Below are 25,627 nucleotides of genomic sequence, written 5' to 3' on the forward strand. Positions count from 1 at the left end.
GAAAAATTCAGATCAACGCGGTACGTAGCCGCTCGTTGCGGCGGCGCAGCCACTCCAGGGTGAGGAGCATGAGCGTGGAGACGATCACGAGGATGGTGGCGGCGGCGGCGATGGTCGGGCTGATGTTCTCGCGGATGCCGGCGAACATCTGCCGTGGCAAGGTACTTTGTTCCGGCGCGGCGAGGAAGAGGGTGACGACGACCTCGTCGAAGGACGTGGCGAAGGCGAAAATGCCGCCGGAGAGGATGCCGGGGGCGACCAGCGGGAGGGTGACCCGGAAGAAGGTCGTGATCGGCCCCGCGCCGAGGCTGGAGGCGGCCCGCACGAGGTTGAAATCGAATCCGACGAGAGTGGCCGTCACGGTGGTGATGACGAAGGGAACGCCGAGGATGGCATGCGCCAGGATGAGACCAGTATAGCTGCCGGTGAGACCGATGGGTGCGAAGAAAAGGTACATGGCCACGCCGATGATCACGACCGGCACGATCATGGGCGAGATCAGCACGGCAGTGAGCGCGGTCTTTCCGGGAAACTCGGCACGCACCAATCCCACCGAGGCGAGCGTGCCCAGCGCCATCGCCAGCAGGGTCGCCGCCGGCGACACGATGAGGCTGTTCATCACCGATCGTCCCCATACCGGGGAGGTGAAGAATTCCTCGTACCAGCGCAGCGAAAAACCCGACATGGGATACATGAGGAAATTGTCGGCGTTGAACGACAGGGGAATGATGACGAGAATGGGCAGGATCAGGAAGGCCAGGATGAGGAAGACGAGGGCACGGTGCATCCAGTACCAGGTGCGTTCGAGGGGGGAGGCGTAGGGTGGCAGCACGGGGATCCCTCCTTCAGCGGGCTTTCATGAACTTGACGCGGGTGGGGCCGAAACGCAGGGCATAGACCGCGTAGAGCAACAGCGTGGCAGTGAGCAGGATCGCCGACAGGGCCGCTGCCATGTTCCAGTTGATCGTCTGGTTGGTATAGAAGGCGATGAAATAGCTCAACATCTGCTCCTTGGGTCCGCCGAGTAGCGCCGGCGTGATGTAGTACCCCATGCACATGATGAAGACGAGGAGTACGCCGGCGCCCACGCCGGGGATCGTCTGGGGAAAGTAGATCGTCCAGAAACTGCGCCAGGGCGGGCAGCCGAGCGAGAGTGCGGCCCGCACATAGACCGGTGAGATGCCTTTCATGACCGAATAGAGCGGTAGCACCATGAACGGCAGCAGGATATGGATCATGCCGATATAGACGCTGAACCGGTTGAACAGCATGGGCAGGGGGGATTGGATGAGCCCCAGCGAGAGCAGGAGCCGGTTGACGAGCCCTTCGTTTTGCAACAATACGATCCAGGCGGCGATGCGCACGAGGACCGAGGTCCAGAAAGGCAGCAGCACGAAGAGCATGAGGAGGTTGCTGCGATTCACCGGGAGGATGGCCATCAGATAGGCGACGGGAAAACCGAGCAGGAGGCACAGCAGAGTGACGTTGAAACTCATCCAGAAAGTACGGCCGAGCACGTCGAGATAGACACGCTCCTGCGGCGGGGCCAGGGCGACGTGGCCATGGGCATCGACGGTCAGGTCGAGGGCGGCGAGCAGGTAGAAGGCCGTGAAGGGATGACCGGCGCGCTTCAGGGTTTTCCAGATCGGGGGCTCGCCCCAGGCCGGATCGATGGCGATCAGGGCTTCCTTGGCGGAGACGTCCGCGGGCAAAGGAAGGTGGCGAGCCGTCTTCATCACGAGCGAGCGCAGGCCAGCCTCTTCGCGGTTGAGGCGCGTGGCGATGGCGGCAAGTTTTGGCGTTCCCTTGGCTTGGGCGAGCTCGTCGGCGAGGAGACGGTAGACGCGCTCGTCGGGAAGTTCCGGCCCATCCCATGCGCGCAGGGCGGCGACGGTCTGCGGCAGATTGTCGTGGATGCCCTCGTTTTCCACGGCCCGCACGAGCAGTGAGGCAATGGGCCAGACGAAGGCGACCAACACCAGCAATGCCAAGGGCAAGATCAGGGCGAAATAGGCGAGGTTGCGCCGTCGTTCGGCACGGCGCATGCGCCGCTTGAGATCGGGATCCGCCCCGTCGATGGCGGAGGCGGACGCAGCGAAGTCGGACATGGATGCACTCTCCCGCATGGGGGGCGGCACGAGGCCGCCCGAAACCAGCCAGTTACCTCAAAAGCTCATTTCGCCGCCCAGGAGTTGAAACGCTGTTCGAGCTCCTCGCCGTGTTCGACCCAGAATTCGGTGTTCATCGGCAAGGCCACGGCGAGGTTTTGCGGGGCACTGGGAAGTTCGCCGAGCACTTTGGGATCGAGGCCGTCGAGCGCCTTGAGGTTGGTGGGACCGTACGAGATTTCCCGGGAGAAAGCCTTTTGCCGCTCGGGCTGGCTGGCGAAACGGATGAATTCGAGCGCCTGTGCCTTGTTGGGGTCTCCCTTGGGGATCGCCCAGGAGTCGATGTCATAGATGCTCTGGTTCCACACGACCTTGAGATGTTTTCCTTCCTGCTGGGCGGCGTGGATGCGGCCGTTGTAGGCGGCACTCATCACGAGATCCCCCGAGGCGAGCAGCTGGGGGGGTTGGGCGCCCGCTTCCCACCATTGGATGTGGGGTTTGAGCTGGTCGAGCTTGGCGAAGGCGCGATCGACGCCTTCCTTGGTGGCGAGAACCTTATAGACGTCCTGCGGCGGAACGCCGTCGGCGAGCAGGGCGAATTCGAGGGTGTATTTGGCGCCCTTGCGCAGACCCCGTTTGCCCGGGAATTTCTTTACGTCCCAGAAATCGGCCCAGGAAGTGGGGGCTTGCGGCAGTTTGTCGGCATCGTAGGCGAGCGCCACCGACCAGACGAAGATGCCGACGCCGCATTCATTGACCGCCTGGGGAAGGAAATCGGCCTTGTTGCCGATCTTGGTGAAGTCGATCTTCTCGTAGAGCCCCTCCTCGCAGCCGCGCACGAGTTCGGGAGACTCGACCTCGACGAGGTCCCAGGTGACGTTGCCGGCCATGACCATCGCCTTGATCTTGGCTTGTTCACCGTTGTATTCGCCGGGGTGGATCTTGATACCCGTGGCTTGGGTGAAGGGTTGGTAGAACGCTTTTTCTTGGGCTTGTTGGGCGGCCCCACCGAAGGAGATGATGGTGAGGTCGGCCATCGCCGGGGCGGCGGCCCCGAGGGCAAGGCCGAGGACGGCGGCGTGCAGGGTACGCATTTTCATGGTGAGTCTCCTCCTGGGTGAATGGTGCGATGGGGAATTCAGCCGGCGGGGGCGTCGAGGGCGTGCAGGTGGTTCGGGTCGAGGCCGACGTGCAGGGTGGTACCAACCGACCAGCCCGGATCGAACCGGGAGATGGGCACCTTGATGACGAACTCCTGCTGCTCGCCGATCGCGAGGCAGATGCGCACCTGGTCGCCGAGGTAGATGGTCTCGCGGACGGTGGCCCCGAGCCGGTTGGGATGTCCTTCCGGCGGGTCGAGCACGACGCGCTCCGGCCGGATACACACGAGGGTGCGATCGCCCATGCCGACGGGGCCCGGGTGGGCGAGGACACGCGGACCGCAGTCGAGCTCGACCTCGCAGGTTCCGCCTTCCATGCGCCGCACGATGCCGGGCAGGACGTTGTTTTCGCCGATGAAGTTGGCGACGAAGGAATTGACCGGATGCTCGTAGATGCGCTCGGGCGTGTCGATCTGCTGGATGGCGCCTTGATGGAACACGGCGATGCGGTCGGACATGGTGAGCGCCTCACCCTGGTCGTGGGTGACGAAGACCACGGTGACGCCGAGCGTACGCTGCAGATGTTTGATCTCCAGCTGCATCTGCTCGCGCAGGTTCTTGTCGAGCGCCCCCAGCGGCTCGTCCATCAGGACGAGCTGCGGGTCGAAGACGAGCGCCCGGGCGAGCGCCACGCGCTGCTGCTGCCCGCCGGAGAGCTGCTGGGGGTAGCGTTTGGCGTACTCCTCGAGGCGGATCATGGCCAACGCCCGCCGTACCCGCGCCTCGATCTCGTCGGCCGAAAGCTTGCGTACCCGCAGGGGAAAGCGCAGGTTGTCGGCCACGGTCATGTGGGGAAAGAGCGCGTAGTTCTGAAAGACCATGCCGATGTTGCGTCTGTGGGGCGGGACACGGTTGATGACCTGCCCGCCCAGCAGGATCTCGCCGCTCGTCGGCGTTTCGAAACCGGCGAGCATCATCAGCGTGGTGGTCTTGCCCGAACCGGAGGGGCCCAGCAGGGTCAGGAATTCGCCGCGCCGGATGTCGAGGTTGAGATCGCGCACGATGAGCGAGGCGCCATCGTAGGTTTTTTGCACGCCGATGAAACGGACGTGCGGTGCATCGGTGCTTGCGTTCGTTTCTCCTGCCATGCGGGCCCCTCCCCGGGTCTGTCTCTTTTGGTTCAAGGATAAATGCCGCGCAGCTGCCGTGCCTCGAGCACGCGCCGGCAGGCGAGGATATAGGCGGCGGTGCGCAGGGTCACGCGGTGTTCTTGCGCGGCTTTCCATACGGCCTCGAAGGCTTCGCTGAGGATGCGCTCGAGCCGTTCGTTGATCTCCTGCTCGGTCCAGAAGAAACTGGAGAAATCCTGCACCCACTCGAAGTAGCTCACCGTGACCCCGCCGGCATTGGTGAGCACGTCGGGCACGATGGTCACCCCGCGGGAGGTGAGGAGATCATCGGCTTCGGGCGTGGTGGGGCCGTTGGCGCCTTCGAGGATGAGCCGCGCCTTGATGTCCATGGCGTTGTGCCGGTCGATCTGGCCTTCGAGGGCAGCCGGTACGAGAATGTCCGTTTCGACCGACCAGAAATCCTCGTTCGCGATCGCCGAGGCCCCGGGGAATCGCCCCAGGGTACCCCCGCCGTCGAGCCAGCGCTGCAGGGCATCGAGGTCGATGCCGTCACCGTTGTGGATCGTGCCGGTAACGTCTTGCAGGGCGACGATTTTGGCGCCGGCCGAGGCGAAACAGCGGGCGGCGGTGGAGCCGACGTTGCCGTAGCCCTGGATGGTGACACGGGCACCAGACAGATCCAGGCCAAGCTTGCGCGCCGCGCCGCGCCCGACGATGAAGACGCCCCGGCCGGTGGCTTCGCGCCGGCCCAGGCTGCCGCCCAAGGCCACCGGTTTGCCGGTGACCACGCCGGTGACGGTGCGCCCCTGGTTGATGGAATAAGTGTCCATCATCCAGGCCATGATCTGCTCGTTGGTATTGACGTCCGGCGCGGGGATGTCCTTGTCCGGACCGATGAGCACGCCGATCTCGCTGGTGTAGCGGCGGGTGAGGCGCTCCAGTTCACCCCGGGTCAGGGTGCGGGGATCGACCCGTACCCCTCCCTTGGCTCCCCCGAACGGAAGACCGATCACGGCGTTCTTGATCGTCATCCAGCCGGCGAGTGCCATCACCTCGGAGAGCGTGACGTCTTGGTGATAGCGCACACCGCCCTTGCCGGGCCCGCGCGAGGTGTTGTGGTGGACGCGGTAGCCTTCGAAGTGCCGGATCGAACCGTCGTCCATCCTCACCGGGATGTCGACGATGAGGATGCGCTTGGGACGCTTGAGCGTCTCGACGAGATGGCCCAGATCGGCCAGATGGGGCGTGACGCGATTGACCTGCTCGAGGAAGACTTCCCAGGGGCCGAGGTGAGCACGGTCGAGGTAGGAAGGGATGCTGTCCATCGTGGGGTTTCTCCTTGTGGGAGTGTAAAAAATCCTTGTGGGATCGGGTCGGTTGCGGAAATCAGTTCTTCCGTTCGGCGATGGCCTGAAGGGAGGCTTCGATGATGTCGAGCCCCTCGTCGAGCACCGCTTCGGGGATGGTCAGGGGAATCATGACGCGCAAGACGTTGGCGTAACTGCCGCAGGTGAGCAGGAGCAGCCCGCGGCGCGCCGCCTCTTCCTTGAGGGCGTTGGCGATCTCGGGAGCCGGGCGTCCCGGGTCGCCTTCATGGCAGAATTCGACGGCTGTCATGGCGCCCAGGCCGCGCACTTCGGCGATGAAGGGAAAACGGTTGCGCATCGTCTCGAACCGTGCCCGCATGCGTACCCCCAGGGTTTCTGCCCGGGTGCAGAGATCCTCTTCGGCAATGACGTCGAGCACGGCGTGTGCGGCGGCCACGGCCAGCGGATTGCCGGCGTAGGTGGAGCCGAGGCCGCCCGGAGGGGGGGCGTCCATGAGCTCGGCCTTGCCGACCACGGCCGAGAGCGTCGTGCCGCCGCCCAGTCCCTTGGCCAGCGTGACGAGATCCGGCTCGATGCCGTAACGCTCGGTGGCAAAGAGCGCACCGCAGCGGGCGATGCCGGTCTGCACTTCGTCGACGATGAGCACGATGCCGTGCTGGTCGCACAGGGCGCGCAGGCGCGGCAGCAGGTCGGCGGGGGCGGGAATGTAGCCGCCTTCGCCCTGCACCGGCTCGACGATGATGGCGGCGATGCGGTGGGCGGGAATGGTGGTCTTGAACAGCGTCTCAATCGCGTGCAGGGAATCTTCGGTACGCACGCCGCGCAGGGCATGAGGATAGGGAACGTGGAAGATTTCGCCGGGCATGGCCCCGAACGCGCCCTTGTAGGGTTCGACCTTGCCGGTGAGGGCCATCGTCAGGAGGGTACGGCCATGGAAGGCGCCCCCGAAGGCGATGACGCCGGAGCGGTTGGTGGCCGCCCGGGCGATCTTGACGGCGTTTTCGACGGCCTCGGCGCCGGTGGTGAAGAGACAGGCCTTTTTCGGCGATTTGCCGGGGGCGAGCGCGATGAGGCGCTCGCACAGCGCGACGTAGGATTCGTAGGCGACGACCTGGAAACAGGTATGGGTGAAGTGCTCGAGTTGTTCGCGGACGGCGGCGACGACGCGGGAATGGCGGTGCCCCGTGTTGAGTACGGCGATGCCGGCGCAGAAGTCGATCCAGCGGCGACCTTCGACGTCGACGATCTCGGCATTGTCGGCGCGGCTGGCGAAAACGGGGTGCGCCTGACCGTACCCCCGTGGCAGGGCCGCGCTGCGGCGGCGCAGGAGTTCGGCGTTGGAGGGCGGTTTGGGTGCATTGGCGTTCATGAGTATTCCTCGACGGGGACGGGTTGCGGTGAACCACTATAAGTAAATATTCGTCCCATCGTGGGGCCAGTTTATGGTAATTTTTTGGGGCCACTTGGAGGAGTGTAGTCGATGCCGCGTGAGATTTCCGTCGAACCGATCGTCGCCGCATTTGCGGGTGCCCCGGTGCGCAATGGCTTGCGCAATCGTCTCTATCTCGCGGTGCGCCAGGCCATCTTGTCCGGCCGCCTGCCGGCGGGGGCGGAATTGCCCTCGAGCCGCAGTCTGGCCAGGGAGCTGGGCGTGGCCCGCAACACGGTGCTGCGGGCCTATGAATTGTTGCTGGCCGAGGGCTATCTGGAAGGGCGGGGCGGATCGGGGACGTTCGTCTCCGAGCGCATCCGTGCGCCCCAGGGGACGATGACCGAGGGGGCCGGCGGGAATGGCCAGGTGGCGGTGAGCGCACGGGGCAAGACGTTGCTGGCGCACGCGGCGAGCAGCCGTTTGCAAGGGGGGGCGTTCATGCCGGGAATCCCCGACGTGAGCCATTTTCCGTTCGCGGTATGGCGACGGATTCTGGGTCGTTACCTCCGGCCGGAGCAACGCCATCTGGCGCAATACGGCTATGGCGGCTATGGACCGCTCAAGACGGTGCTGGCGCAGTATCTGGGCATGACGCGCATGATGTCGTGCACGCCGCAGCAGGTGGTGATCGTCAATGGCACCCATCAGGCGGTCGATCTGATCGCCCGGGTGCTCGCCGACGTCGGCGACCGGGCATGGATGGAGGATCCCGGCTACTGGGGAGCTCGCAACGTGTTGCAGGCGGCGGGGCTGGAGGTGGTGGCGCAGCCGGTCGATGGCGAGGGGCTGGCGATCCGGCCCGAGGAGCGGGAGCGGCCGCCGCGGCTCATCTTCGTGTCGCCCTCGTGCCAGTATCCGACGGGGGCGGTGATGTCACTCGGGCGGCGTCTGGATCTGCTGGAATATGCCGAACGTCACGGCTCGTGGGTGATCGAGGACGACTACGACAACGAGATGCGTTTTCACAGCCAGCCGATCGCTTCGCTCTTTGGCCTGTCCCGGTCGCAACGGGTGATCTACGTCGGCACCTTCAGCAAGGTGCTCTTTCCCGGCCTGCGGCTGGCGTATCTGGTGGTGCCGCCGTCCTTGGCCGAGGCGTTTACCGTGGCGAACGCGGAACTGTACCGGGAGGGCCGCCTCCCCGAGCAAGCAGCGCTGGCCGAGTTCATCGACGACGGGCACTTCAGCGCCCACATCCGCCGCATGCGGCCGCTCTACCGCGAACGTCTGGAAACCTTGCGGGAGCTGTTGTCCGGGGAGTTGGGGACGGCAGTGTCTTTTTTGGGCGGGCATGCGGGGCTGCACCTGACGGTGCAGTTCGCCGAGCCGCTCGACGATGTGGCGATCGCTGCGAGTGCCCTGAACGAAGGGGTGATCTGCCGTCCCTTGTCGCGCTACTCGCTCGAGGCGTCGACGCGGCGCTCCGGCATGGTGTTGGGATTTGCCCCGGTGCCGGTCGAGCGCATGAGGCGGCCCGTGGAGATCCTGTTGCGCGCGATCGGGGCGCACCGCCGGCCCTCCGGGCAGGGAGCCGGCGGATGAAGGGGCATCAGACGATGCCTTTCGCCCGTAGCGACGAAACTTCGGTTTCGTCCATCCCGAGCACCTCGCGCAGCACTTCGGCGGTGTGCTCACCCAGGAGCGGTGGAGCACCCCGATAGGCCGGAGGGGTGGCCGACAGGCGCATGGGGTTGGCGACCTGCGGCACCTCGCCCAGCCGCTCGTGGGGCAGGCGCAGCGCCATGCCGCGGGCGCGTACCTGGGGATCGGCGAAAACCCGGGAGAGGGGATTGATGGGGCCGCAGGGGACTCCGGCCCGCTCCAAGGCGGCGATCCAGGCATCGGTGCTGCGCGTGCGGGTGAGCTCCTGCAGGCGCGGGATGAGCTCGGCGCGGTGGGCGACGCGCGCCGGGTTGGTGGCATAGCGCGGGTCGGCGGCGAGCTCCGGCACCCCTGCTTCGGCACAGAAACGGGCGAATTGACCATCGTTGCCGATCGCCAGGATCATCCAGCCATCGGCGGTGGGGAAATCCTGGTAGGGGACGATGTTGGGGTGGGCGTTGCCCAGCCGGGGAGGATCCTGACCGGTGGTGAGGTAGTTGAGCGCCTGGTTGGCGAGGCAGGCGACCTGCACGTCGAGGAGCGCCATGTCGATGTACTGGCCTCGGCCGCTGCGTTCGCGCCAGGCAAGCGCGGCGAGGATGGCATTGGCGGCGTAGAGGCCGGTGAGGATGTCGGTGAGCGCCACGCCCACCTTCATCGGCCCGCCGCCGGGTTCGTGGTCGGGCCGGCCCGTGATGCTCATGAGGCCGCCCATGCCCTGGATGAGGAAATCGTATCCCGCCCGGGGCGCGTAGGGGCCGGTCTGGCCGAAGCCGGTGATGGAGCAATACACGAGCCGGGGGTTGCGCGCCGAGAGGCTGGCGTAATCCAGGCCGTAGCGGGCGAGCGCTCCCACCTTGAAATTCTCGATGACGACGTCGGCCTCTTCGGCCAGGCGCCGTATGATCTCCTGGCCTTCGGGGCGGGTGAGGTCGACGGTGAGCGAGCGTTTGTTGCGGTTCGCGCACAGGAAGTAGGCGGCTACGCTTTCCCCGTCTTCACCGTTTCCCTTCCACCACGGCGGCCCCCAGGTGCGGGTGTCGTCGCCGCTGCCGGGTTTTTCGATCTTGATGACGTCGGCACCCAGATCGGCGAGCAGCTGGCTCGCCCAGGGGCCGGCCAGCACGCGCGAGAGATCGAGCACGCGCAGGTGGGAGAGGGCCTGGTCCATCGTCGCGATTCCCCGGCTCAGTTGGCAAAGGCGGCGATGCCGGTGATGGCACGGCCGAGGATGAGGGCGTGGATGTCGTGCGTGCCCTCGTAGGTATTGACCACTTCGAGGTTGACGAGGTGGCGCGCCACGCAGTATTCGTCGCTGATGCCGTTGCCGCCGAGCATGTCGCGGGCGGTGCGGGCGATGTCGAGCGCCTTGCCGCAGGAATTGCGCTTGACGATGGAGGTGAGTTCGACGGCCGCGATGCCTTCGTCCTTCATCCGTCCGATGCGCAGCACCGTCTGCAGCCCGAGGGTGATCTCGGTGCACATGTCGGCGAGCTTTTTCTGGATGAGCTGGTTGGCGGCGAGCGGCCGGCCGAACTGCTTGCGCTCGAGCACGTAGTTGCGGGCGGTTTCGTAGCAGGCCTGGGCCGCGCCCAGCGCACCCCAGGCGATGCCGAAACGGGCGGAATTCAGGCAGGTGAAGGGGCCCTTGAGGCCGCGGACTTCGGGGAAGACGTTTTCCTCGGGCACGAAGACCTCGTCCATGACGATTTCGCCGGTGATCGAGGCGCGAAGCCCCACCTTGCCGTGGATGACCGGTGCCGAGAGCCCTTTCCACCCTTTTTCCAGGATGAACCCGCGGATCTGTCCCTCGTCGTCTTTGGCCCAGACGACGAAGACGTCGGCGATGGGGCTGTTGGTGATCCACATCTTGTTGCCCGAGAGCAGATAACCGCCGTCGACGCGGCGCGCGCGGCTCTCCATGCTGCCGGGGTCGGAGCCGTGGTTGGGCTCGGTGAGCCCGAAGCAGCCGATCCATTCGCCGCGGGCGAGTTTGGGCAGGTACTTGCGCTTTTGCGCTTCGGTGCCGAATTCGTGGATGGGGACCATCACGAGCGAACTCTGCACGCTCATCATCGAACGGAAGCCCGAGTCGACGTATTCGATCTCGCGGGCGATGAGCCCGTAGGCGACGTAGTTGAGTCCCGCGCCACCGTATTCTTCGGGGATGGTGGGGCCGAGCAGGCCGAGTTCGCCCATCTCGCGGAAGATCGCCGGGTCGGTGTGTTCGTGGCGGAAGGCGTGCTGGGCACGGGGCTGGAGTTTTTCCTGGGCGTAGGCGCGGGCGGTGTCGCGCACGAGGCGTTCCGTTTCAGTGAGCTGGGTGTCGAGCAGCAGCGGGTCTTGCCAGTCGAATGCGGCACGGTGGGCGGACATGGCGATCTCCTTCGGCGGGTCGGGTGTGATGTTTCGGTATGGTATAAAGGGAATCTTCTGCCGGCAAGCGCTTTTTATGCATCGACCGGTGCGTTTCACTCACTTCGTGGTGCTGAAGCATGCGCAAGAAGATCCCTTCGACGATGGCGCTGACGGCGTTCGAGGCGGCGGCGCGCCATGAGAGTTTCACCCGTGCGGCCGAGGAATTGGCCTTGACGCAGAGCGCCGTCTGTCGCCAGATCGGGGCGCTGGAAGACTTTCTGGGGGTGGCGCTGTTTCGCCGGACGCGGCGCGGGGTGCAACTCACGGAAGCCGGCCGGGCCTACAGCCGACAGGTGGCGCTGCGGCTCGAGGCGCTGGAGCGCGACACGCTGGCGGTGATGTCCGGCCAAGGGGCGGGAACGTTGGAGCTCGCCGTGGTGCCCACCTTCGCCACCCGCTGGTTGCTGCCTCGCCTGGGCGCGTTTCGCGCGCTCCATCCCGAGGTGGTGATCCACATGGAGACGCGCACCCGCCCTTTTCTCTTCGACGATACGCCGTTCGATGCGGCGATCTATTTCGGCGAGGCCGGATGGCCGGGAACGGAGGCGCACTTCCTGATGCCGGAATTCCCCGTGCCGGTGTGCAGCCCGGCACTACCGGGGGCAAGGCCGGGTCTTTCCCCGCAGGAGGTGGCACGCCTGCCGTTGCTGCAGCAAAGTACCCGTCCCTATGCGTGGCGACAGTGGTTCGAGGCCGCGGGCATGCGGGTGGCGCACGACATGGCGGGGATGCGGCTCGAATTGTTCTCGATGTTGGCCCAGGCGGCGATCGAACGCATGGGCGTGGCGCTCATCCCGCCCTTTCTCATCGAACGGGAGCTCGCCGCGGGAGAGCTGATGATTCCCTGCAACCGCAGTTTCGTGAGCCGCCGCGCTTATTACCTGATCGTGCCCGAGCGCAAGGCCGAACGCCAGGCACTGGCAGCATTTCGTCAATGGTTGGTGGCCGAGGCAGGGCGCAGCCACGAATCGGTCCGGGAATCGGCGGTGGTCAGCGGGGAAGGGGGGTGCTAACATATGCCGAGGGCCATCCGGCCCACGAACATTTCCTGCCACGAGGAGGAACGAGATGACGATACGCACGCGTTTGGTGGAATACACGCACGAGGGCACGACGCTCGAAGGTTTCCTGGCATGGGATGATGCCATCGTCGGCAAGCGGCCGGCCGTGGCCGTGGCGCACGCCTGGGCCGGACGTACCGCCTTCGAATGCGAGAAGGCACGCCAGCTGGCGATGCTCGGCTACGTCGGCTTTGCCGTCGATATGTACGGCAAAGGGGTGCTCGGCAAGAGCAAGGAAGAGAACGCGAAGCTGATGACCCCATTCGTCGAAAATCGGGCGAGGCTGCAGGGGCGCATCGCCAAGGCGATCGAGGCCCTGCGCGCCCAGCCCGAAGTCGATGCCGACCGGATCGCGGCGATCGGTTTCTGCTTTGGCGGGCTCACGGTGCTCGATCTGGCGCGCACCGGGGCCGATGTGCGCGGGGTGGCGAGTTTCCACGGTCTCTTCACGCCGCCGGGCAACACCGCCGGCAAGAAGATCAAGGCCAAGGTGCTGGCGCTGCACGGCTGGGACGATCCCATGGTGCCGCCGAACATGGTGGTGGACTTCGCCAAGGAAATGACGGAAGCCGGCGCCGACTGGCAGCTGCATGCCTTCGGCAACACCATGCACGCCTTTACTCTGCCGGAAGCGAACGATCCTTCCTTCGGTACCGTCTACAGCCCGTCGGCCGACGCGCGCTCCTGGGCGATCCTGCGTGAGTTCCTGCACGAGGTTTTTGCATGAGGCGTGCGTCGCGGCGCTGATCAGACGTGGAATCGCGCGTTCCTTATGTGATCGTCGGCGTGTTCGTCGTCGTGGCGCTCACGGCCCTCGTCGGCTTGGGCCTGTGGCTGGGGGCCGACGTCGATACACGCCACTACCTGCCGTACCGGGTGCTGACGACCGAATCGGTGACCGGCATCAATCGCGGCAGTTTCGTGCGCTATCGGGGCGTCGTCGTCGGGCGGGTAAAGGGGGTCACGCTCGTCGACTCCGAGCGCGTGGCGATCGACCTCGACATCGTCGAGGGGACACCGATCAAGACCGACACCAGGGCGACGATCTCCAGCCAGGGGCTGACGGGCTTGTCCTACATCGAATTGTCGGGCGGTTCGGTCGATGCGCCCCCCCTCTTGCCGGGGCCGGACGGCACGCCGGCGGTGATTACCGCGGCGCCTTCGCTGATGCGCCGGCTCGACGTGGCCCTGTCGCAGAATCTGGAGCAGGTGGCCGGCGTGATGCAGCAGTTGCAAAAACTGCTCTCCGACGACAATCTCGCCAACCTCACGGCGACGATGGCCGACGCGCGCCGTTTCATGGCCGCGCTCGCCGCCCAGGAAAAACGCATCGATGCGCTGGCCGCTTCCCTCGAGCAGGCGGCGGCGCAGGCTCCGGCACTTGCCACCGACGGGCGGCGGACCTTGAATGAGGCGCAGGCGCTGTTGGGAGAATTGCAGCGCACGGCCGCGGCCCTGCGTGAGGCGACGGTGACGGCGCAAGAGGAATTGCGGGCGGCGCGACGCGGCGTGCAGCCCGAGGCCGAGGCGGCGCTGCAGCGGCTGGAATCCTCGATGAGCCGTCTGGAGCGCTTGACCGCTTCGCTCGAGGAGCGGCCGCAGCGCCTACTGTGGGGCGATCCGCCGGAACGGCCGGGGCCGGGGGAATGAAATCATGAGCATCAAAGCGGTTGCGACGATACTGATGGTGAGCTTGGTGCTGGGTGCCTGCACCATGGGTCAGCAAGGGTCGTCGCAGGCGCCGGCGCGGTTGTCGCTGGAGGCGGCAGCACGCACGGCAGGGCAAGGAGGAGAAGCCCCCGCCTCGCCGCAGGCATCTTCGTCACTGACGGTGCAGGTGAGCGCGCCGTGGGTGGCGCCGGCCTTTGCCGGAGAGCGTATCGCCTACCGTCGCGAGCCACTGCGCCTGGAGTATTACACGCTCAGCCGCTGGGCGGAGCCGCCGCAGGAGGCCGTGGCGGCGGTGCTCACGCGCCATCTCGAAACAAGCGGCGCGTTTCGTGTGGTATTGCCGCCGCAGGCGCGCTTGCCGGCCGATCGGCGGCTCGCCGTCGACGTGGACCTCATGGAAGAGCGGGTGCCGCCGGTCGGACCTGCCCCTTACGGTGAGGCGGAAGTGGCGCTGCGGGCGCGCTGGGTACAGACGAGCGACGGTCGGGTACTGGCGAGCAAGCGCTTCGCCGCCACGGCGCCCGTGACCCAGCCGAACGCCGAAGGGGCGGTGGCAGCGCTCGGGGAGGCGCTCGCGCGCGTGAGCGAAGAGGTCGCGCGCTGGACGTTGGCCGTGGAGGCGCAAGGGCGATGAGCGCCGGGGCACTGGTGGCAGCGGCGCGCCGCTTGCACGAGCGCACGGCGGCGCTCGAGTTCGGCCCGCCGGTGACGCACGTCTATGCCCCGCTCGACTACGCCTGGGCGGTGCACGAGCAATACCTGAGCCGCTATGGTGAAGGGCCCAAGCGCGTGCTTTTCCTCGGCATGAATCCCGGGCCGTTCGGCATGGTACAGACGGGGGTGCCGTTTGGCGAGATCGCGGCGGTGCGCGACTGGCTGGGACTGGATGCGCCGATCGTGCGCCCGGTGCGCGAACACCCGCAGCGCCCCATCGAAGGCTGGGCCTGCCGGCGATCCGAAGTCTCGGGGGCGAGGCTGTGGGGGCTTTTCCGCGAGCGCTTCGGCACTGCGGCAGCCTTTTTCACCGAACATTTCGTGGCGAATTACTGCCCGCTTGCCTTCTTTGCCGGCACGCGCAACTTCACGCCGGACAAACTGCCCGCCGCGGCGCGCACGGCGCTGCTCGCAGCCTGCGACGCGCACTTGCGTGAGGTGGTCGAAGCCTCGAGGCCGCAATGGGTGGTCGGGGTGGGCGCCTGGGCGGAACAGCGGGCGCGGGAAGCGCTCGAGGATCTGCCGGTTCGCATCGCCCGCATCCTGCACCCGAGCCCGGCGAGCCCCGCCGCCAATCGCGGCTGGGCCGAGCAGGCGCGGGCGATGCTGACCGAACTGGGCGTGTGGTGCCAGGAGCGATCCGCCTCCTTGGCTACCTTTTGCGATACGGCACTCAGCGACCGGCCTGAGCGACTCGGGTAGGGGCTTTGGCCTTGGCTTTGTCGTTGTCTTTGGCTTTGGTCTGAACGCCGTGCGGCGCCGAGGCGGGCTTCTCGTTCTTCGCCTGAACCACGGGTTTGGCGGGCGGCTTGCCACCGGCCTTCGCGGTCTGTACGGTGTTCTTCCCTGCCGGGGAGCGTGACGCGGGCGTTCGGCTCGCCGTCTGCGTGTGAGCCGTGGCGTGCCCTTGCGCCGTGGGTGACGCGGTTTTGCGGGTTTTGTCGTTGCGCGCGACGATGCGGTTGGACGAAGGGGCGGCTTTGGCGGGCTTGGCCTTGCTGTTGCCCGCCTTGTGGGGCGCGACGCCGGCCGCGAGCAGCGGAGCGGCCGCGGCGGCCGCTGTTTCGAGGGAATCTTTGTCGTGGGAAGGAGGGGTTTCCTGGCTTTCTTCCTTGGCGGCGAGTTCGAGCGGCGCGTGGCTCATGCCGCCGACGCGACCTCCGGCGATGAAGCGCTCGCGCCAGTAGTCCTGCTCGAGGGTGTCGATGGAGACGGTCCGTCCGGCGCGCGGGGCGTGGATGAAACGGCCGTTGCCGAGGTAGATGGCGACGTGATTGATCGAGCGGCTGCGGCGCCCGGTCTTGAAGAAGAGGAGATCGCCCGGTTTGAGATCGTTGCGCGAGACGTGGGCAGTGGCGTTGTACATGTCGCTGGAAGAGCGCGGAAGGTCGATGCCGACGCTGGAGAAGGAATACTTGACGAAACCACTGCAGTCCATGCCTTCGTCTGGTGCGCTGCCTCCGGCGCGATAGGGCGTGCCTTGCAGCGACAGCGCAGTCTCCAGGGCCCGGGTCATACGACCGGGTTTGACGTCGGCGCTCAGGGTATAGTCGGGACTGCGGTAGATGGGCGCCGAGAGGAAGACGTCGAGCGGATCCTCGTCGGCCTCTTCCTCGTCGGCGGCCTGGGCGGGCTCGCCGCTCGCCAGGGTATATTGCGAATCGTCTGGGCGCTGGGCTTGGGAAGTGAGGGTGCAGGCGCTCAGCAGACCGAACGCCATCGCCAGAAGGCTCAGCCGCCACAAGGGCTGGGTCACTGGTGTCGGCATGGCAGACACTCCGACCGGAAAAGGATAATTGCCAATTATGCAACGAAACGTACGAGATGCAAACCTCGCCCGCGCCCCGTCGCGGCTGGTGGTGGCGGTGACCGGCGCATCGGGCAGCATCCTCGCGCTCGAGCTGCTGCGCTGGCTACGCGAGGCGACCGACTGGGAACTGCACGTGGTGGTGTCGGCGGCGGCGCTGCGCACGGCCCGGCTGGAACTCGGCGCCGGCCGCGAGGCGTTCGCGGCACTTGCCGATGCGCTACACGCGAACAAGGATATCGGCGCGCCGATCGCCTCGGGATCGTTCGTCACGCTCGGCATGGTAGTGATCCCCTGTTCGATGAACACCTTGGCGGCGATCGCGCACGGTCTGGGAGATACCCTGATCGCACGGGCGGCGGACGTGACGCTCAAGGAGCGCCGGCGTTTGGTTCTGGTGCCGCGCGAGACTCCCTTGAACCTCATTCACCTGCGCAACATGACGGCGGTGACCGAGGCGGGCGCGGTGGTGGCCCCGCCCGTGCCGGCGTTCTATCTGGGGGATCTCACGCCGCAGCGGCTGGTGCAGCAGATCGCGATGCGGGTGGCTTCGCTCTTCGGCGTGCCTCCGGCGCCGTGGGCAGAATGGACGGGCGAGGCGTAGAGAATCAGGCGACGGACGGGGCCGTGTTGAGCTTTTCGAACGCTTCGCGCAGCCGGGCCGGCTCATCGAGCTTGAGCAGGCGCTGTACCTTGGGGGCGAGTTCGGTGAGGTCCGCGCGCAGCAGTCGCTGTTTCACGCTGAGCACCCGCTCGGGGTGCATGGAAAATTGCCGCAATCCCATACCGAGGAAGAGCCAGGTGTATTCGGCGTGGCCGGCGAGCTCCCCGCACAAGGATACGGGCAATCCGTTCTTGATGCCGAATTGGAGGGTGCCGGCGATGAGACGCAGCACGGCGGGGTGCAGTGGATCGTAGAGATCGGCCACGGCGTCATCCTGCCGGTCGATGGCCAAGGTGTACTGGATGAGGTCGTTGGTGCCGATCGAAAGGAATTGCACGCGCTTGAGGAAGATGCCGGGCGCGAGCGCCGCGGCCGGGATTTCGACCATGGCGCCGAGTTCGACGTCTTCGGCGAATTTCTTCCCCTCGCGCTGCAGCTGTTCCTTGGCGCGGGCAAGCAGCTGCAGCGTCTGGTCGATCTCGTGGGCGTGCGCCACCATGGGCAGCATGATCTTGAGTTTGCCGTGCACCGAAGCGCGCAGCAACGCCCGCAGCTGGGTGAGGAAAAACGTGGGATCGGCGAGGCAATAGCGGATGGCCCGCAGCCCCAGGGCGGGATTGGGTTGCACGCGCGGGGCGTTTGGCTCGAAATCCTTGTCGCCACCCAGATCGAAAGTGCGGATGGTGACCGGCTTGCCTTTCATGCTCTTGAGTACGTCGCGATAGGCCTCGTACTGCTCATCTTCGCTCGGCCGATCGAGCCGATCGAGGAAGAGAAATTCGGTGCGGTACAGCCCGATGCCGTCGGCGTTGACGCGCTGCACGAGGTCGAGGTCGCGCGGCGTCTCGATGTTGCACAAGAGCTCGATCGGCGTGCCGTCGAGCGTGACGGTGGGGGCATCCTTGAGGCGGGCTAGCCGCGTGCGCGAGATCTCCAGCTCGGCCTTGCGCAGGCGGTATTCCTCGACGATGCTGGGGTGGGGATTGACGATGGCTACGCCCCGCGCGCCGTCGATGATGACGAGGTCGTCTTCCTGCAGGAGCTGGCGCGCGAGCCGCACGCCCACTACCGCGGGCAGTTGCAGGCTGCGCGCGACGATGGCGGTGTGCGAGGTGGGACCGCCGACGTCGGTGAGAAAGCCCGCGATGTGCTGGCCGCGAAAGCCGATGGTGTCGGCCGGTGAGAGGTCGTGCGCCACGACGACGGTAGGCAGATCGTCGCGCCGCGGTTTCGGCGGGCGCGCAAGCCCCAGCAGTTCCTTGAGGAGCCGCTCGACGAGCTGAATGACGTCGGCCCGACGTTCGCGCAGGTAAGGATCTTCGATGGCGTCGAATTGCTCGAGCAGCGTGTCGAGTTGCTGGGTGAGAGCCCATTCGGCGTTGATGTGCTGCTGGCGGATGCGCTCGCAGGCGGCTTCGATGAGCAGCGGATCTTCGAGCATCATCGCCTGCAGGTCGAGAAAGGCGTTCAGTTCGGCCGAAGCTTGGCTGGCGGCGGTGGTGGCCTTGAGCGCAGCGAGCTCGGCCTTGATCGCGGCGGCGGCGGTGCGCAGCCGGCTGCATTCGTCCTCGACGCGGTTCTCGGGGATCTCGTAATGGCTGACTTCGAGCAGGGCGTGCGAGACGAGGTGCGCCCGGCCGATGGCGATGCCGCTCGAGACGGCGAGCCCGTGCAGCGCGAACGAGATGCCGCCCAAGGGCTCACTCCTCCTCGCCGAAGCGGTTGCGGATGAGCTCGACGACGGCCTGCAAGGCTTCGTCGGCGCGTTCGCCTTCGGTCTCGATCTCGACCTTGCTGCCCTTGGCGGCGGCGAGCATCATCACGCCCATGATGCTCTTGGCGTTGACCCTCCGCCCGTTGCGGCTGATCCAGATCTGGCAGGGAAACTGGCTGGCGAGCTCGGTGAGCTTGGCCGAGGCCCGTGCGTGCAGTCCGAGCTTGTTGATGATTTCGACTTCGGCCTTGGGCATGGTGGTGGCGCCGGGAAAGGAATTTGCATTTTAGCGAATCTGCGGGGGAATGGGTTTCTTTTCGTGGAAAGCAGGGTAATGCTAGACTGCGCGAAACGGATGGAAGGAAAGGAGACCATGGCATTCGTCGAGATCGACGCAATCGCATTGGAATACGAATGGTGGCAGCCGCAAGAGATCGACGTGGGGTCCTCGCCCGTCGTGTTGCTCCACGAAGGTCTGGGATCGGTGTCGATCTGGCGGGATTTTCCGCAACGCCTCGCGGACGCCTTGCGTCGTCCCGTGATGGCCTATTCGCGTCAAGGGCACGGGCGCAGTGAATGGGATGGGCGAGCCCGCGGGGTGGATTATCTCCATCGCGAGGCTTTGCATTGGTTGCCGCGAGTATTGGAGGCGCTGGAGATCGAGCATCCGGTGCTCGTGGGGCACAGCGATGGGGCTTCGATCGTCCTCATTTATGCCGCTTCCGGTTTGGTGCCGCGGCCAGAGGCGGCAGTGCTGATCGCACCGCACGTCGAGGTGGAACCGGAGGCGATCGCCGGAATCGAGGCGGCCGACCGGCTGTGGCGCACGACCGACTGGCCGCAGCGCCTGGCGCGACATCAATCCGATCCGCAGCGTGTTTTCGCCGCGTGGCGTGATATTTGGCTCTCGCCCGAGTTCCGCGCGTGGAACATCGAGGCGGAGATCCCGAAGATCGTCTGTCCGGTGCTGGCGGTGCAGGGTGACCGGGACGAATACGCGACTTTGGCACAGATCGAGAAGATCGCACGGGGCGCGCCGAGAGGGAAAATGGCGGTATTGCCGCAGTGCGGCCACAGTCCGCATCGGGAACGGCCAGAGGAATTGATCGCGGTGATTGCCCGGTTCCTCGACGAGCTCGACGAGGAGCGTGCATGAACGGCTGGCCTGCCTGGGTGTGGCTGGTGTTGGGGGTGCTCCTGATGCTCGCCGAGTTGGTGGTGCCTTCCTTTTTCATCTTCTGGTTCGGTTTGGCTGCCTGCGGTGTCGCCGCCGTGGTGGCGATCCTGCCGCACGGTTCTTTGCCGCTCGAACTCGGTTTGTGGCTGGTCGCGTCTCTCCTGCTCGTGGTGGCATGGTTTCGCTGGCTGGAGCCGCGCTGGCGGCGTTCGCGCATCGGGGCTTCCGACGCCGCGGTGGGGGAGACCGGCTGGGTGAGCGAGGCGATCGACCCGCAGCGGCGGGGAAAAGTGCGTTTCCAGCGGCCGGTTCTCGGGGCGGAAGAATGGCCGGCCTTTGCCGATGAACCGATCGGTGCGGGTGAGCGGGTGCGCGTGGTGGCGGTCGAAGGGCAGGTGGTGAAAGTGGCGCGGTTGCGTCAGGGGCGATCCTGAGAAGAGAATTTTCCCGGAGAAAAAAATGAATGCGAGTCTGGTCGTCGTTGCCGTCTTGTTGCTCTTCGTGGTCGTCACCATCGCCAAAGGGGTGCGCATCGTGCCGCAGGGAGAGGAATGGATCGTCGAGCGTCTGGGAAAATACCGGACTACCCTGCGGCCCGGGCTCAACATCGTCATCCCTTACTTCGATCGCATTGCCTACAAGCTGGTGACGAAGGATCTCATCCTCGACATCAAGGAGCAGGAGGTGATCACGCGCGACAACGCGGTGATCGTCACCAATGCGGTGGCCTTCGTCAAGGTCACCGATCCGGTGAAAGCGGCCTATGGCGTGACGAACTTCGCCGTGGCGATCGAAAATCTCATCATGACCACCCTGCGCTCGATCATCGGCGAGATGGAGCTCGATGAGGCCCTTTCTTCCCGCGAGAAAATCAAGGTGCGGCTGCGCGAGTCCATCGTCGACGAGGCGATCGATTGGGGGCTGACGGTGAAATCGGTGGAGATCCAGGACATCCGGCCTTCCCCTTCCATGCAGCAGGCGATGGAACAGCAGGCCGCCGCCGAGCGCGAGCGCAAGGCCATGGTCACGCGCGCCGAGGGCGAGAAACAGGCGGCCATCCTGGAGGCCGAAGCCCGGTTGGAGGCGGCCAAACGCGATGCCAACGCCCGGGTGATGCTGGCGCAGGCTTCCGCCGAGGCGCTGCGCCGGGTGGGCGAGGCAGTGGGGCCGGATTCCTCCGCTCTGTGGTATCTGTTGGGGGAAAAATACGTTACCTCGCTCGAGCGCCTCGCCGCCGGAGAGAACGCCAAGTTCGTCGTTCTGCCGGCCGACTTGCCCCAGGCGGTGGCGGGGCTCTTCGCCCGCGGTGGACACTGAACCCTTTGCTGTTCTTCGACGTCGAAAACGCCTACAATCAAAAGTTTTCCTCGACCATCGTACGCTCATGATCTTTCCCGAACGCTTCGACGTCATCGTCGTCGGCGGCGGCCACGCCGGGACCGAAGCGGCCTTGGCCGCGGCGCGGGCCGGCGCGCGCACGCTGCTGCTCACCCACAATCTCGACACGCTGGGGCAGATGAGCTGCAACCCGTCCATCGGCGGCATCGGAAAGGGGCACCTCGTCAAGGAGGTCGACGCGCTCGGCGGGGCGATGGCGCTCGCCACGGACGAGGCCGGCATCCAGTTCCGAACGCTCAATGCGAGCAAGGGGCCGGCGGTGCGCGCCACCCGCGCCCAGGCCGATCGCGTGCTCTATCGCAAGGCGATCCGCAAGCGCCTGGAGAACCAGCCCAATCTGTGGCTCTTCCAGCAGGCCGTCGACGACCTGCTGGTGCAGGGCGATCGCGTGCAGGGCGTGGTCACTCAGCTGGGCATCCGTTTCGAGGCGCCGGCCGTGGTGCTCACCACGGGCACGTTCTTGAACGGTCTCGTGCACGTGGGGTTGTCGCGCTACGCGGCCGGACGCGCGGGCGATCCGGCCTCCTTGTCGCTCGCGCAGCGGCTCGCCGAACTGGGGCTGCCCAAGGGGCGTTTGAAGACCGGCACGCCGCCGCGGCTCGATGCGCGCACGATCGACTTTTCCCGCTGCACCGTGCAGCCGGGCGACGATCCCGAGCCGGTGTTCAGCTTCCTCGGCTCGCGCGCCATGCATCCGCCGCAGCGCCCTTGTTGGATCACGCGCACCAACGCGCGCACGCACGAGATCATCCGCCGCAACCTCGACCGCTCGCCCATGTACTCCGGCGTGATCGAGGGGGTGGGGCCGCGCTATTGCCCCTCGATCGAGGACAAGATCCACCGTTTCGCCGACAAGGACGGGCACAACGTCTTCCTCGAACCCGAAGGGCTGGAGACGAACGAGATTTATCCCAACGGCGTATCCACGTCGCTGCCTTTCGACGTGCAGATCGAGATGCTGCGCACCATCCCGGGGCTGGAGCGGGTGCATGTGCTGCGTCCCGGCTACGCCATCGAATACGACTACTACGATCCGCGCCACCTCAAGCACAGCCTCGAGACCAAGCACTTCCACGGGCTTTTCTTTGCCGGCCAGATCAACGGCACCACCGGCTACGAAGAGGCCGCGGCACAGGGGCTCCTCGCCGGGGTCAATGCCGCCCGGTTCGCACTGGGGCACGAGCCGTGGTGGCCGCGACGCGACGAGGCTTATCTCGGCGTGCTCGTCGATGATCTCGTCACCAAGGGCGTGAGCGAACCCTACCGCATGTTCACCTCGCGCGCCGAGTTCCGCTTGCAGTTGCGCGAGGACAACGCCGACCTGCGGCTCACCGAGATCGGGCGTCGCCTGGGGCTGGTCGATGATCTGCGCTGGACGGCGTTTTGCCGCAAACGCGAGGCGATCGAACGCGAGACGGCGCGTCTGCAGGCACAGCGGGTCGTTCCGGCCCGACTCTCGGCCGAAGAGGCGCAGGCGTTCGCCCAAGTGCTGGGCGCGCCACTCGAGCGCGAGGCGAGCTTCTTCGATCTGCTGCGCCGTCCCGGCGTGCGCTACGAGGAACTCATGACTCTGCCGGGGGCGCCGGAGCTGCCCGAGAACGACCCGGCGGTGATCGAGCAGCTCGAGATCGCTGCCAAGTATCACGGTTACCTCGCGCGCCAGCACACCGAGGTCGAGCGGCTCAAGGCCGCCGAGGCGGTCCGCATTCCGCCGGGGATCGATTATTCCCGCATCCCGGGGCTGTCGCGCGAGATCCAGCAGAAACTCGCCCAGCACGCGCCGGAAACCCTGGGGCAGGCGAGCCGCATCCAGGGCGTGACCCCGGCGGCGATCGCCATTTTGCTCGTGTGGCTGCGCCGCGGCGAATCCGCACCCCAGGCCGAAGTGGCGCCGGAGGGCGCCGAGTGAGCCCTCGCGCTCCTGCGCCGCTGGACGAGACCGCGGCGCGCGCCCTGCTCGAAGAGGGCGTCGCCGCGCTCGGGCTTTCCTTGCCTGCGACGACGCTGGAGGCGCTGTGGCGCTACGCCGGGTTGCTCGTGAAGTGGAACCGCGTCTACAACCTCACGGCGATCGCGCGGCTCGACGAAGTCGTCACCCACCACTTGCTCGACGCGCTCGCCGTCTGGCCCTGGGTGCGGCAGGAACGGGTGCTCGTCGACGTCGGCTCCGGCGCAGGGTTGCCGGGGCTCGTGCTTGCCCTCGTGGCGCAGGCCGAGGAAAGTCCGCTCGTCGTGCACTCGCTCGACGCGGTGGCGAAAAAAATCGCCTTCCAGCGCCAGGCGGCGATCGAATTGGGGCTGAAAGGCTTCCATCCCTGGCACGAACGGGTCGAGCGTTGGCGGCCGCCGGCGCCGATCTCGGGTATCATCTCGCGGGCATTCGCGCGCTTCGATGAGTTCGTCGCGCTCACCCGCCACCTCCTGTCGCCGGGTGGGCACTGGTATGCCATGAAAGGGCCGCGCCACCGCGACGAACTCGCCAGCCTGCCGGCGGACGTGGTGACACGAGTCGTTCCGCTGGAGGTACCGGGGCTTGCCGAGGCGCGCCATCTCGTGATCGGGGAATTCCGCTGATGGGCCACGTGTTTTGCATCGCCAACCAAAAGGGCGGGGTCGGTAAGACCACGACCAGCGTCAACCTTGCCGCGGCGCTCGCCCGGCGGGGGCACCGCGTGCTGCTCGTCGACCTCGACCCGCAGGGCAACGCCACCATGGGCAGCGGCATCGACAAGCGCACGCTCGAGCGCTCCGTCTATCAGGTGCTGGTGGGGCTGTCGGGCCTGGAAGAGGCAACGTTGCGCTCCGAATCCGGCGGCTACGACGTGCTGCCCGCCAATCGGGAGCTCGCCGGGGCCGAAGTGGAGCTCGTCGACTTGCCGCGACGCGAATTCCGTCTGCGTGACGCGCTCGCCGCCGCCCCTGCCGCCTACGATTTCGTGCTCATCGACTGTCCGCCGTCGCTGTCGCTGCTCACGCTCAACGCACTCACCTGCGCCCACGGCGTGATCATTCCAATGCAATGCGAATACTATGCGCTCGAAGGCTTGTCGGATCTGGCCAACACCATCAAGCGGGTGCATGCGAACCTCAACCGGGACTTGCGCATCGTCGGGCTGCTGCGGGTGATGTTCGATCCGCGCGTGACGCTACAGCAGCAGGTTTCGGAGGAAGTGCAGCGCCATTTCGGCGAGAAAGTCTTCACGACGGTGATTCCGCGCAACGTGCGCCTGGCGGAGGCGCCGAGCCACGGCATGCCCGGAGTCGTGTTCGATCCCCGCGCGCGAGGCGCGCTCGCCTACCTCGAATTCGCCGCCGAGCTGGAACGGCGCCTGGGCATGGTGGCCCCGCTTGCGGAGGCGCACTGATGGCGGCGGGCAAGCGCAAGGGTCTGGGTCGCGGGCTGGATGCGCTGCTGGGCGCACCGGTTTCGACGGCACAGGAGACGTTGTGCCATGTCGATATCGATCGCATCGATCCCGGCCGCTACCAGCCGCGCACGCGCATGGACCCGCAGGCGCTGGAAGAGCTCGCCGCCTCGATCCGCGCCCAGGGCGTGATGCAGCCGCTGCTGGTGCGTCCGGTGGGCGAGCGCTACGAGCTCATCGCCGGGGAGCGGCGCTGGCGTGCCGCCCGCATGGCCGGGCTGCTGGAAGTGCCCTGCCTCGTGCGCGAGATTCCGGACGAGGCGGCGTTGGCGATGTCGCTCATCGAGAACCTCCAGCGCGAGGATCTCAACCCGATCGAAGAGGCCCTGGGGTTGCAGCGGCTCATCGACGAATTCGGCATGACGCACCAGCAGGCGGCCGAGGCTGTCGGGCGTAGCCGTTCGGCGGTCACCAACCTGCTGCGCCTGTTGCAATTGGCCGAACCGGTGCGCGAGCTGCTGATGGAAGGCGCCCTGGAGATGGGGCACGCACGAGCGCTGCTCGCGCTCGCCGTGCCGCAGCAGGTGGAGCTCGCGCGGCGCGCCGCGGCGCAGGGCTGGTCGGTGCGCCAGACCGAGCGCGCCGTGCAGACGCTACTCGCTCCGCCCGCGCCCAAGCCGGAGGACGTGAAAGACCCCGACTGGCGGCGGCTGGAAGAAACGCTTTCAGAGCACTTCGGCGCGCCGGTCGTGATCAAGCGCCGCCGCGGCGGGCGTGGTACGCTCGAGATCGCCTTCAGTGACGACGACACGCTCGAAGGGCTTCTCGAACGTCTGGGCGTGCGGGCCTGGGGAAACGCTGAATAATTGGCTGCGCGGGCGAATCGCTGCGTTGCGCGGTGCTCGCTCCCTCGCCTATCCACTCGATATGTCTCGGTC

25 protein-coding genes are annotated in these 25,627 nt (G+C 66.4%); 14 read left to right on the plus strand and 11 right to left on the minus strand.

Going from position 1 to position 25,627, the window contains the following annotated elements; genetic code table 11:
• Nucleotides 1–7: 7 nt before the first annotated feature.
• From H607_RS0110265 to gabT, 6 genes are all read right to left on the minus strand, one after another.
• Complete coding sequence (locus H607_RS0110265) at nucleotides 8–832, minus strand: ABC transporter permease (protein ID WP_028875361.1); 825 nt, start codon at nucleotides 830–832, stop codon at nucleotides 8–10.
• A 13-nt stretch (nucleotides 833–845) separates the two neighbouring features.
• Entirely contained in the window at nucleotides 846–2,108 is a 1,263-nt protein-coding gene (locus H607_RS0110270) for an ABC transporter permease (RefSeq protein WP_051240827.1), read from the minus strand.
• Nucleotides 2,109–2,173: 65 nt separating this feature from the next.
• Entirely contained in the window at nucleotides 2,174–3,208 is a 1,035-nt protein-coding gene (locus H607_RS0110275; RefSeq protein WP_028875363.1) for an ABC transporter substrate-binding protein, read from the minus strand.
• Nucleotides 3,209–3,246: 38 nt separating this feature from the next.
• Nucleotides 3,247–4,356 carry an ABC transporter ATP-binding protein gene (locus tag H607_RS0110280; protein WP_028875364.1) on the minus strand — a complete coding sequence of 370 codons (1,110 nt, stop codon included), beginning with the start codon at nucleotides 4,354–4,356 and terminating at the stop codon, nucleotides 3,247–3,249.
• Between the two features lie 32 nt (nucleotides 4,357–4,388).
• The gene (locus tag H607_RS0110285) at nucleotides 4,389–5,663 is read right to left on the minus strand and encodes a Glu/Leu/Phe/Val family dehydrogenase (protein ID WP_028875365.1); all 1,275 of its coding nucleotides are present in this window, start codon (nucleotides 5,661–5,663) and stop codon (nucleotides 4,389–4,391) included.
• Between the two features lie 61 nt (nucleotides 5,664–5,724).
• Nucleotides 5,725–7,035, minus strand: coding sequence for a 4-aminobutyrate--2-oxoglutarate transaminase (gene gabT / locus H607_RS0110290; protein ID WP_028875366.1), 1,311 nt, complete (start codon nucleotides 7,033–7,035; stop codon nucleotides 5,725–5,727).
• Between the two features lie 111 nt (nucleotides 7,036–7,146).
• Between gabT and pdxR the strand changes: the two genes are divergently transcribed.
• Entirely contained in the window at nucleotides 7,147–8,640 is a 1,494-nt protein-coding gene (gene pdxR, locus H607_RS12665) for a MocR-like pyridoxine biosynthesis transcription factor PdxR (RefSeq protein ID WP_051240828.1), read from the plus strand.
• A 7-nt stretch (nucleotides 8,641–8,647) separates the two neighbouring features.
• On the opposite strand, the gene H607_RS0110300 is transcribed toward pdxR, so the two are convergent.
• A complete protein-coding gene (locus H607_RS0110300; RefSeq protein ID WP_028875367.1) occupies nucleotides 8,648–9,871 on the minus strand; it encodes a CaiB/BaiF CoA transferase family protein in 1,224 nt (407 codons plus the stop codon).
• A gap of 17 nt (nucleotides 9,872–9,888) precedes the next feature.
• Nucleotides 9,889–11,076, minus strand: a complete 1,188-nt coding sequence (locus H607_RS0110305; RefSeq protein WP_028875368.1) for an acyl-CoA dehydrogenase — start codon at nucleotides 11,074–11,076, stop codon at nucleotides 9,889–9,891.
• 119 nt (nucleotides 11,077–11,195) lie between these two features.
• Between H607_RS0110305 and H607_RS12670 the strand changes: the two genes are divergently transcribed.
• The 5 genes from H607_RS12670 to H607_RS12680 are packed head-to-tail and all read left to right on the plus strand — an operon-like array spanning nucleotide 11,196 to nucleotide 15,266.
• Nucleotides 11,196–12,131, plus strand: a complete 936-nt coding sequence (locus tag H607_RS12670) for a LysR family transcriptional regulator (protein ID WP_037990304.1) — start codon at nucleotides 11,196–11,198, stop codon at nucleotides 12,129–12,131.
• A 55-nt stretch (nucleotides 12,132–12,186) separates the two neighbouring features.
• A complete protein-coding gene (locus tag H607_RS0110315) occupies nucleotides 12,187–12,906 on the plus strand; it encodes a dienelactone hydrolase family protein (RefSeq protein ID WP_028875369.1) in 720 nt (239 codons plus the stop codon).
• Nucleotides 12,907–12,932: 26 nt separating this feature from the next.
• The gene (locus tag H607_RS12980) at nucleotides 12,933–13,829 is read left to right on the plus strand and encodes an MlaD family protein (RefSeq protein WP_051240829.1); all 897 of its coding nucleotides are present in this window, start codon (nucleotides 12,933–12,935) and stop codon (nucleotides 13,827–13,829) included.
• 4 nt (nucleotides 13,830–13,833) lie between these two features.
• The gene (locus H607_RS0110325; RefSeq protein WP_028875370.1) at nucleotides 13,834–14,484 is read left to right on the plus strand and encodes an ABC-type transport auxiliary lipoprotein family protein; all 651 of its coding nucleotides are present in this window, start codon (nucleotides 13,834–13,836) and stop codon (nucleotides 14,482–14,484) included.
• Entirely contained in the window at nucleotides 14,481–15,266 is a 786-nt protein-coding gene (locus tag H607_RS12680; protein ID WP_211218548.1) for a uracil-DNA glycosylase family protein, read from the plus strand. Before H607_RS0110325 ends, H607_RS12680 begins: the two co-directional genes overlap by 4 nt.
• On the opposite strand, the gene H607_RS13820 is transcribed toward H607_RS12680, so the two are convergent.
• Nucleotides 15,238–16,332 carry a C40 family peptidase gene (locus tag H607_RS13820; protein WP_051240830.1) on the minus strand — a complete coding sequence of 365 codons (1,095 nt, stop codon included), beginning with the start codon at nucleotides 16,330–16,332 and terminating at the stop codon, nucleotides 15,238–15,240. The two genes, H607_RS12680 and H607_RS13820, sit on opposite strands and share 29 nt — an antisense overlap.
• Nucleotides 16,333–16,369: 37 nt before the next feature.
• On the opposite strand from H607_RS13820, the gene H607_RS0110340 reads away from it, so the two are divergent.
• A complete protein-coding gene (locus H607_RS0110340) occupies nucleotides 16,370–16,975 on the plus strand; it encodes a UbiX family flavin prenyltransferase (protein ID WP_051240831.1) in 606 nt (201 codons plus the stop codon).
• A gap of 4 nt (nucleotides 16,976–16,979) precedes the next feature.
• On the opposite strand, the gene ptsP is transcribed toward H607_RS0110340, so the two are convergent.
• Nucleotides 16,980–18,722 (minus strand): phosphoenolpyruvate--protein phosphotransferase, encoded by a 1,743-nt coding sequence (gene ptsP / locus H607_RS0110345; RefSeq protein ID WP_028875372.1) that lies wholly within the window; start codon nucleotides 18,720–18,722, stop codon nucleotides 16,980–16,982.
• Nucleotides 18,723–18,735: 13 nt separating this feature from the next.
• Nucleotides 18,736–19,005, minus strand: a complete 270-nt coding sequence (locus H607_RS0110350; RefSeq protein WP_028875373.1) for an HPr family phosphocarrier protein — start codon at nucleotides 19,003–19,005, stop codon at nucleotides 18,736–18,738.
• Between the two features lie 117 nt (nucleotides 19,006–19,122).
• On the opposite strand from H607_RS0110350, the gene H607_RS0110355 reads away from it, so the two are divergent.
• From H607_RS0110355 to H607_RS0110385, 7 genes are all read left to right on the plus strand, one after another.
• Nucleotides 19,123–19,905 carry an alpha/beta fold hydrolase gene (locus H607_RS0110355; protein ID WP_028875374.1) on the plus strand — a complete coding sequence of 261 codons (783 nt, stop codon included), beginning with the start codon at nucleotides 19,123–19,125 and terminating at the stop codon, nucleotides 19,903–19,905.
• Nucleotides 19,902–20,360 (plus strand): NfeD family protein, encoded by a 459-nt coding sequence (locus tag H607_RS0110360; protein ID WP_028875375.1) that lies wholly within the window; start codon nucleotides 19,902–19,904, stop codon nucleotides 20,358–20,360. The genes H607_RS0110355 and H607_RS0110360 overlap by 4 nt, the downstream gene beginning before the upstream one ends.
• Nucleotides 20,361–20,385: 25 nt before the next feature.
• Nucleotides 20,386–21,243 (plus strand): SPFH domain-containing protein, encoded by an 858-nt coding sequence (locus tag H607_RS0110365; protein ID WP_028875376.1) that lies wholly within the window; start codon nucleotides 20,386–20,388, stop codon nucleotides 21,241–21,243.
• Between the two features lie 67 nt (nucleotides 21,244–21,310).
• Complete coding sequence (mnmG, locus tag H607_RS0110370; RefSeq protein ID WP_028875377.1) at nucleotides 21,311–23,233, plus strand: tRNA uridine-5-carboxymethylaminomethyl(34) synthesis enzyme MnmG; 1,923 nt, start codon at nucleotides 21,311–21,313, stop codon at nucleotides 23,231–23,233.
• The gene (rsmG, locus tag H607_RS0110375; protein WP_211218550.1) at nucleotides 23,230–23,898 is read left to right on the plus strand and encodes a 16S rRNA (guanine(527)-N(7))-methyltransferase RsmG; all 669 of its coding nucleotides are present in this window, start codon (nucleotides 23,230–23,232) and stop codon (nucleotides 23,896–23,898) included. The genes mnmG and rsmG overlap by 4 nt, the downstream gene beginning before the upstream one ends.
• Entirely contained in the window at nucleotides 23,898–24,689 is a 792-nt protein-coding gene (locus H607_RS0110380) for a ParA family protein (RefSeq protein WP_028875379.1), read from the plus strand. The genes rsmG and H607_RS0110380 overlap by 1 nt, the downstream gene beginning before the upstream one ends.
• A complete protein-coding gene (locus tag H607_RS0110385; RefSeq protein ID WP_028875380.1) occupies nucleotides 24,689–25,555 on the plus strand; it encodes a ParB/RepB/Spo0J family partition protein in 867 nt (288 codons plus the stop codon). Before H607_RS0110380 ends, H607_RS0110385 begins: the two co-directional genes overlap by 1 nt.
• Nucleotides 25,556–25,627: the final 72 nt, after the last annotated feature.

The organism is Tepidiphilus margaritifer DSM 15129, from assembly GCF_000425565.1.
GTDB classification, from domain to species: Bacteria; Pseudomonadota; Gammaproteobacteria; order Burkholderiales; family Rhodocyclaceae; genus Tepidiphilus; species Tepidiphilus margaritifer.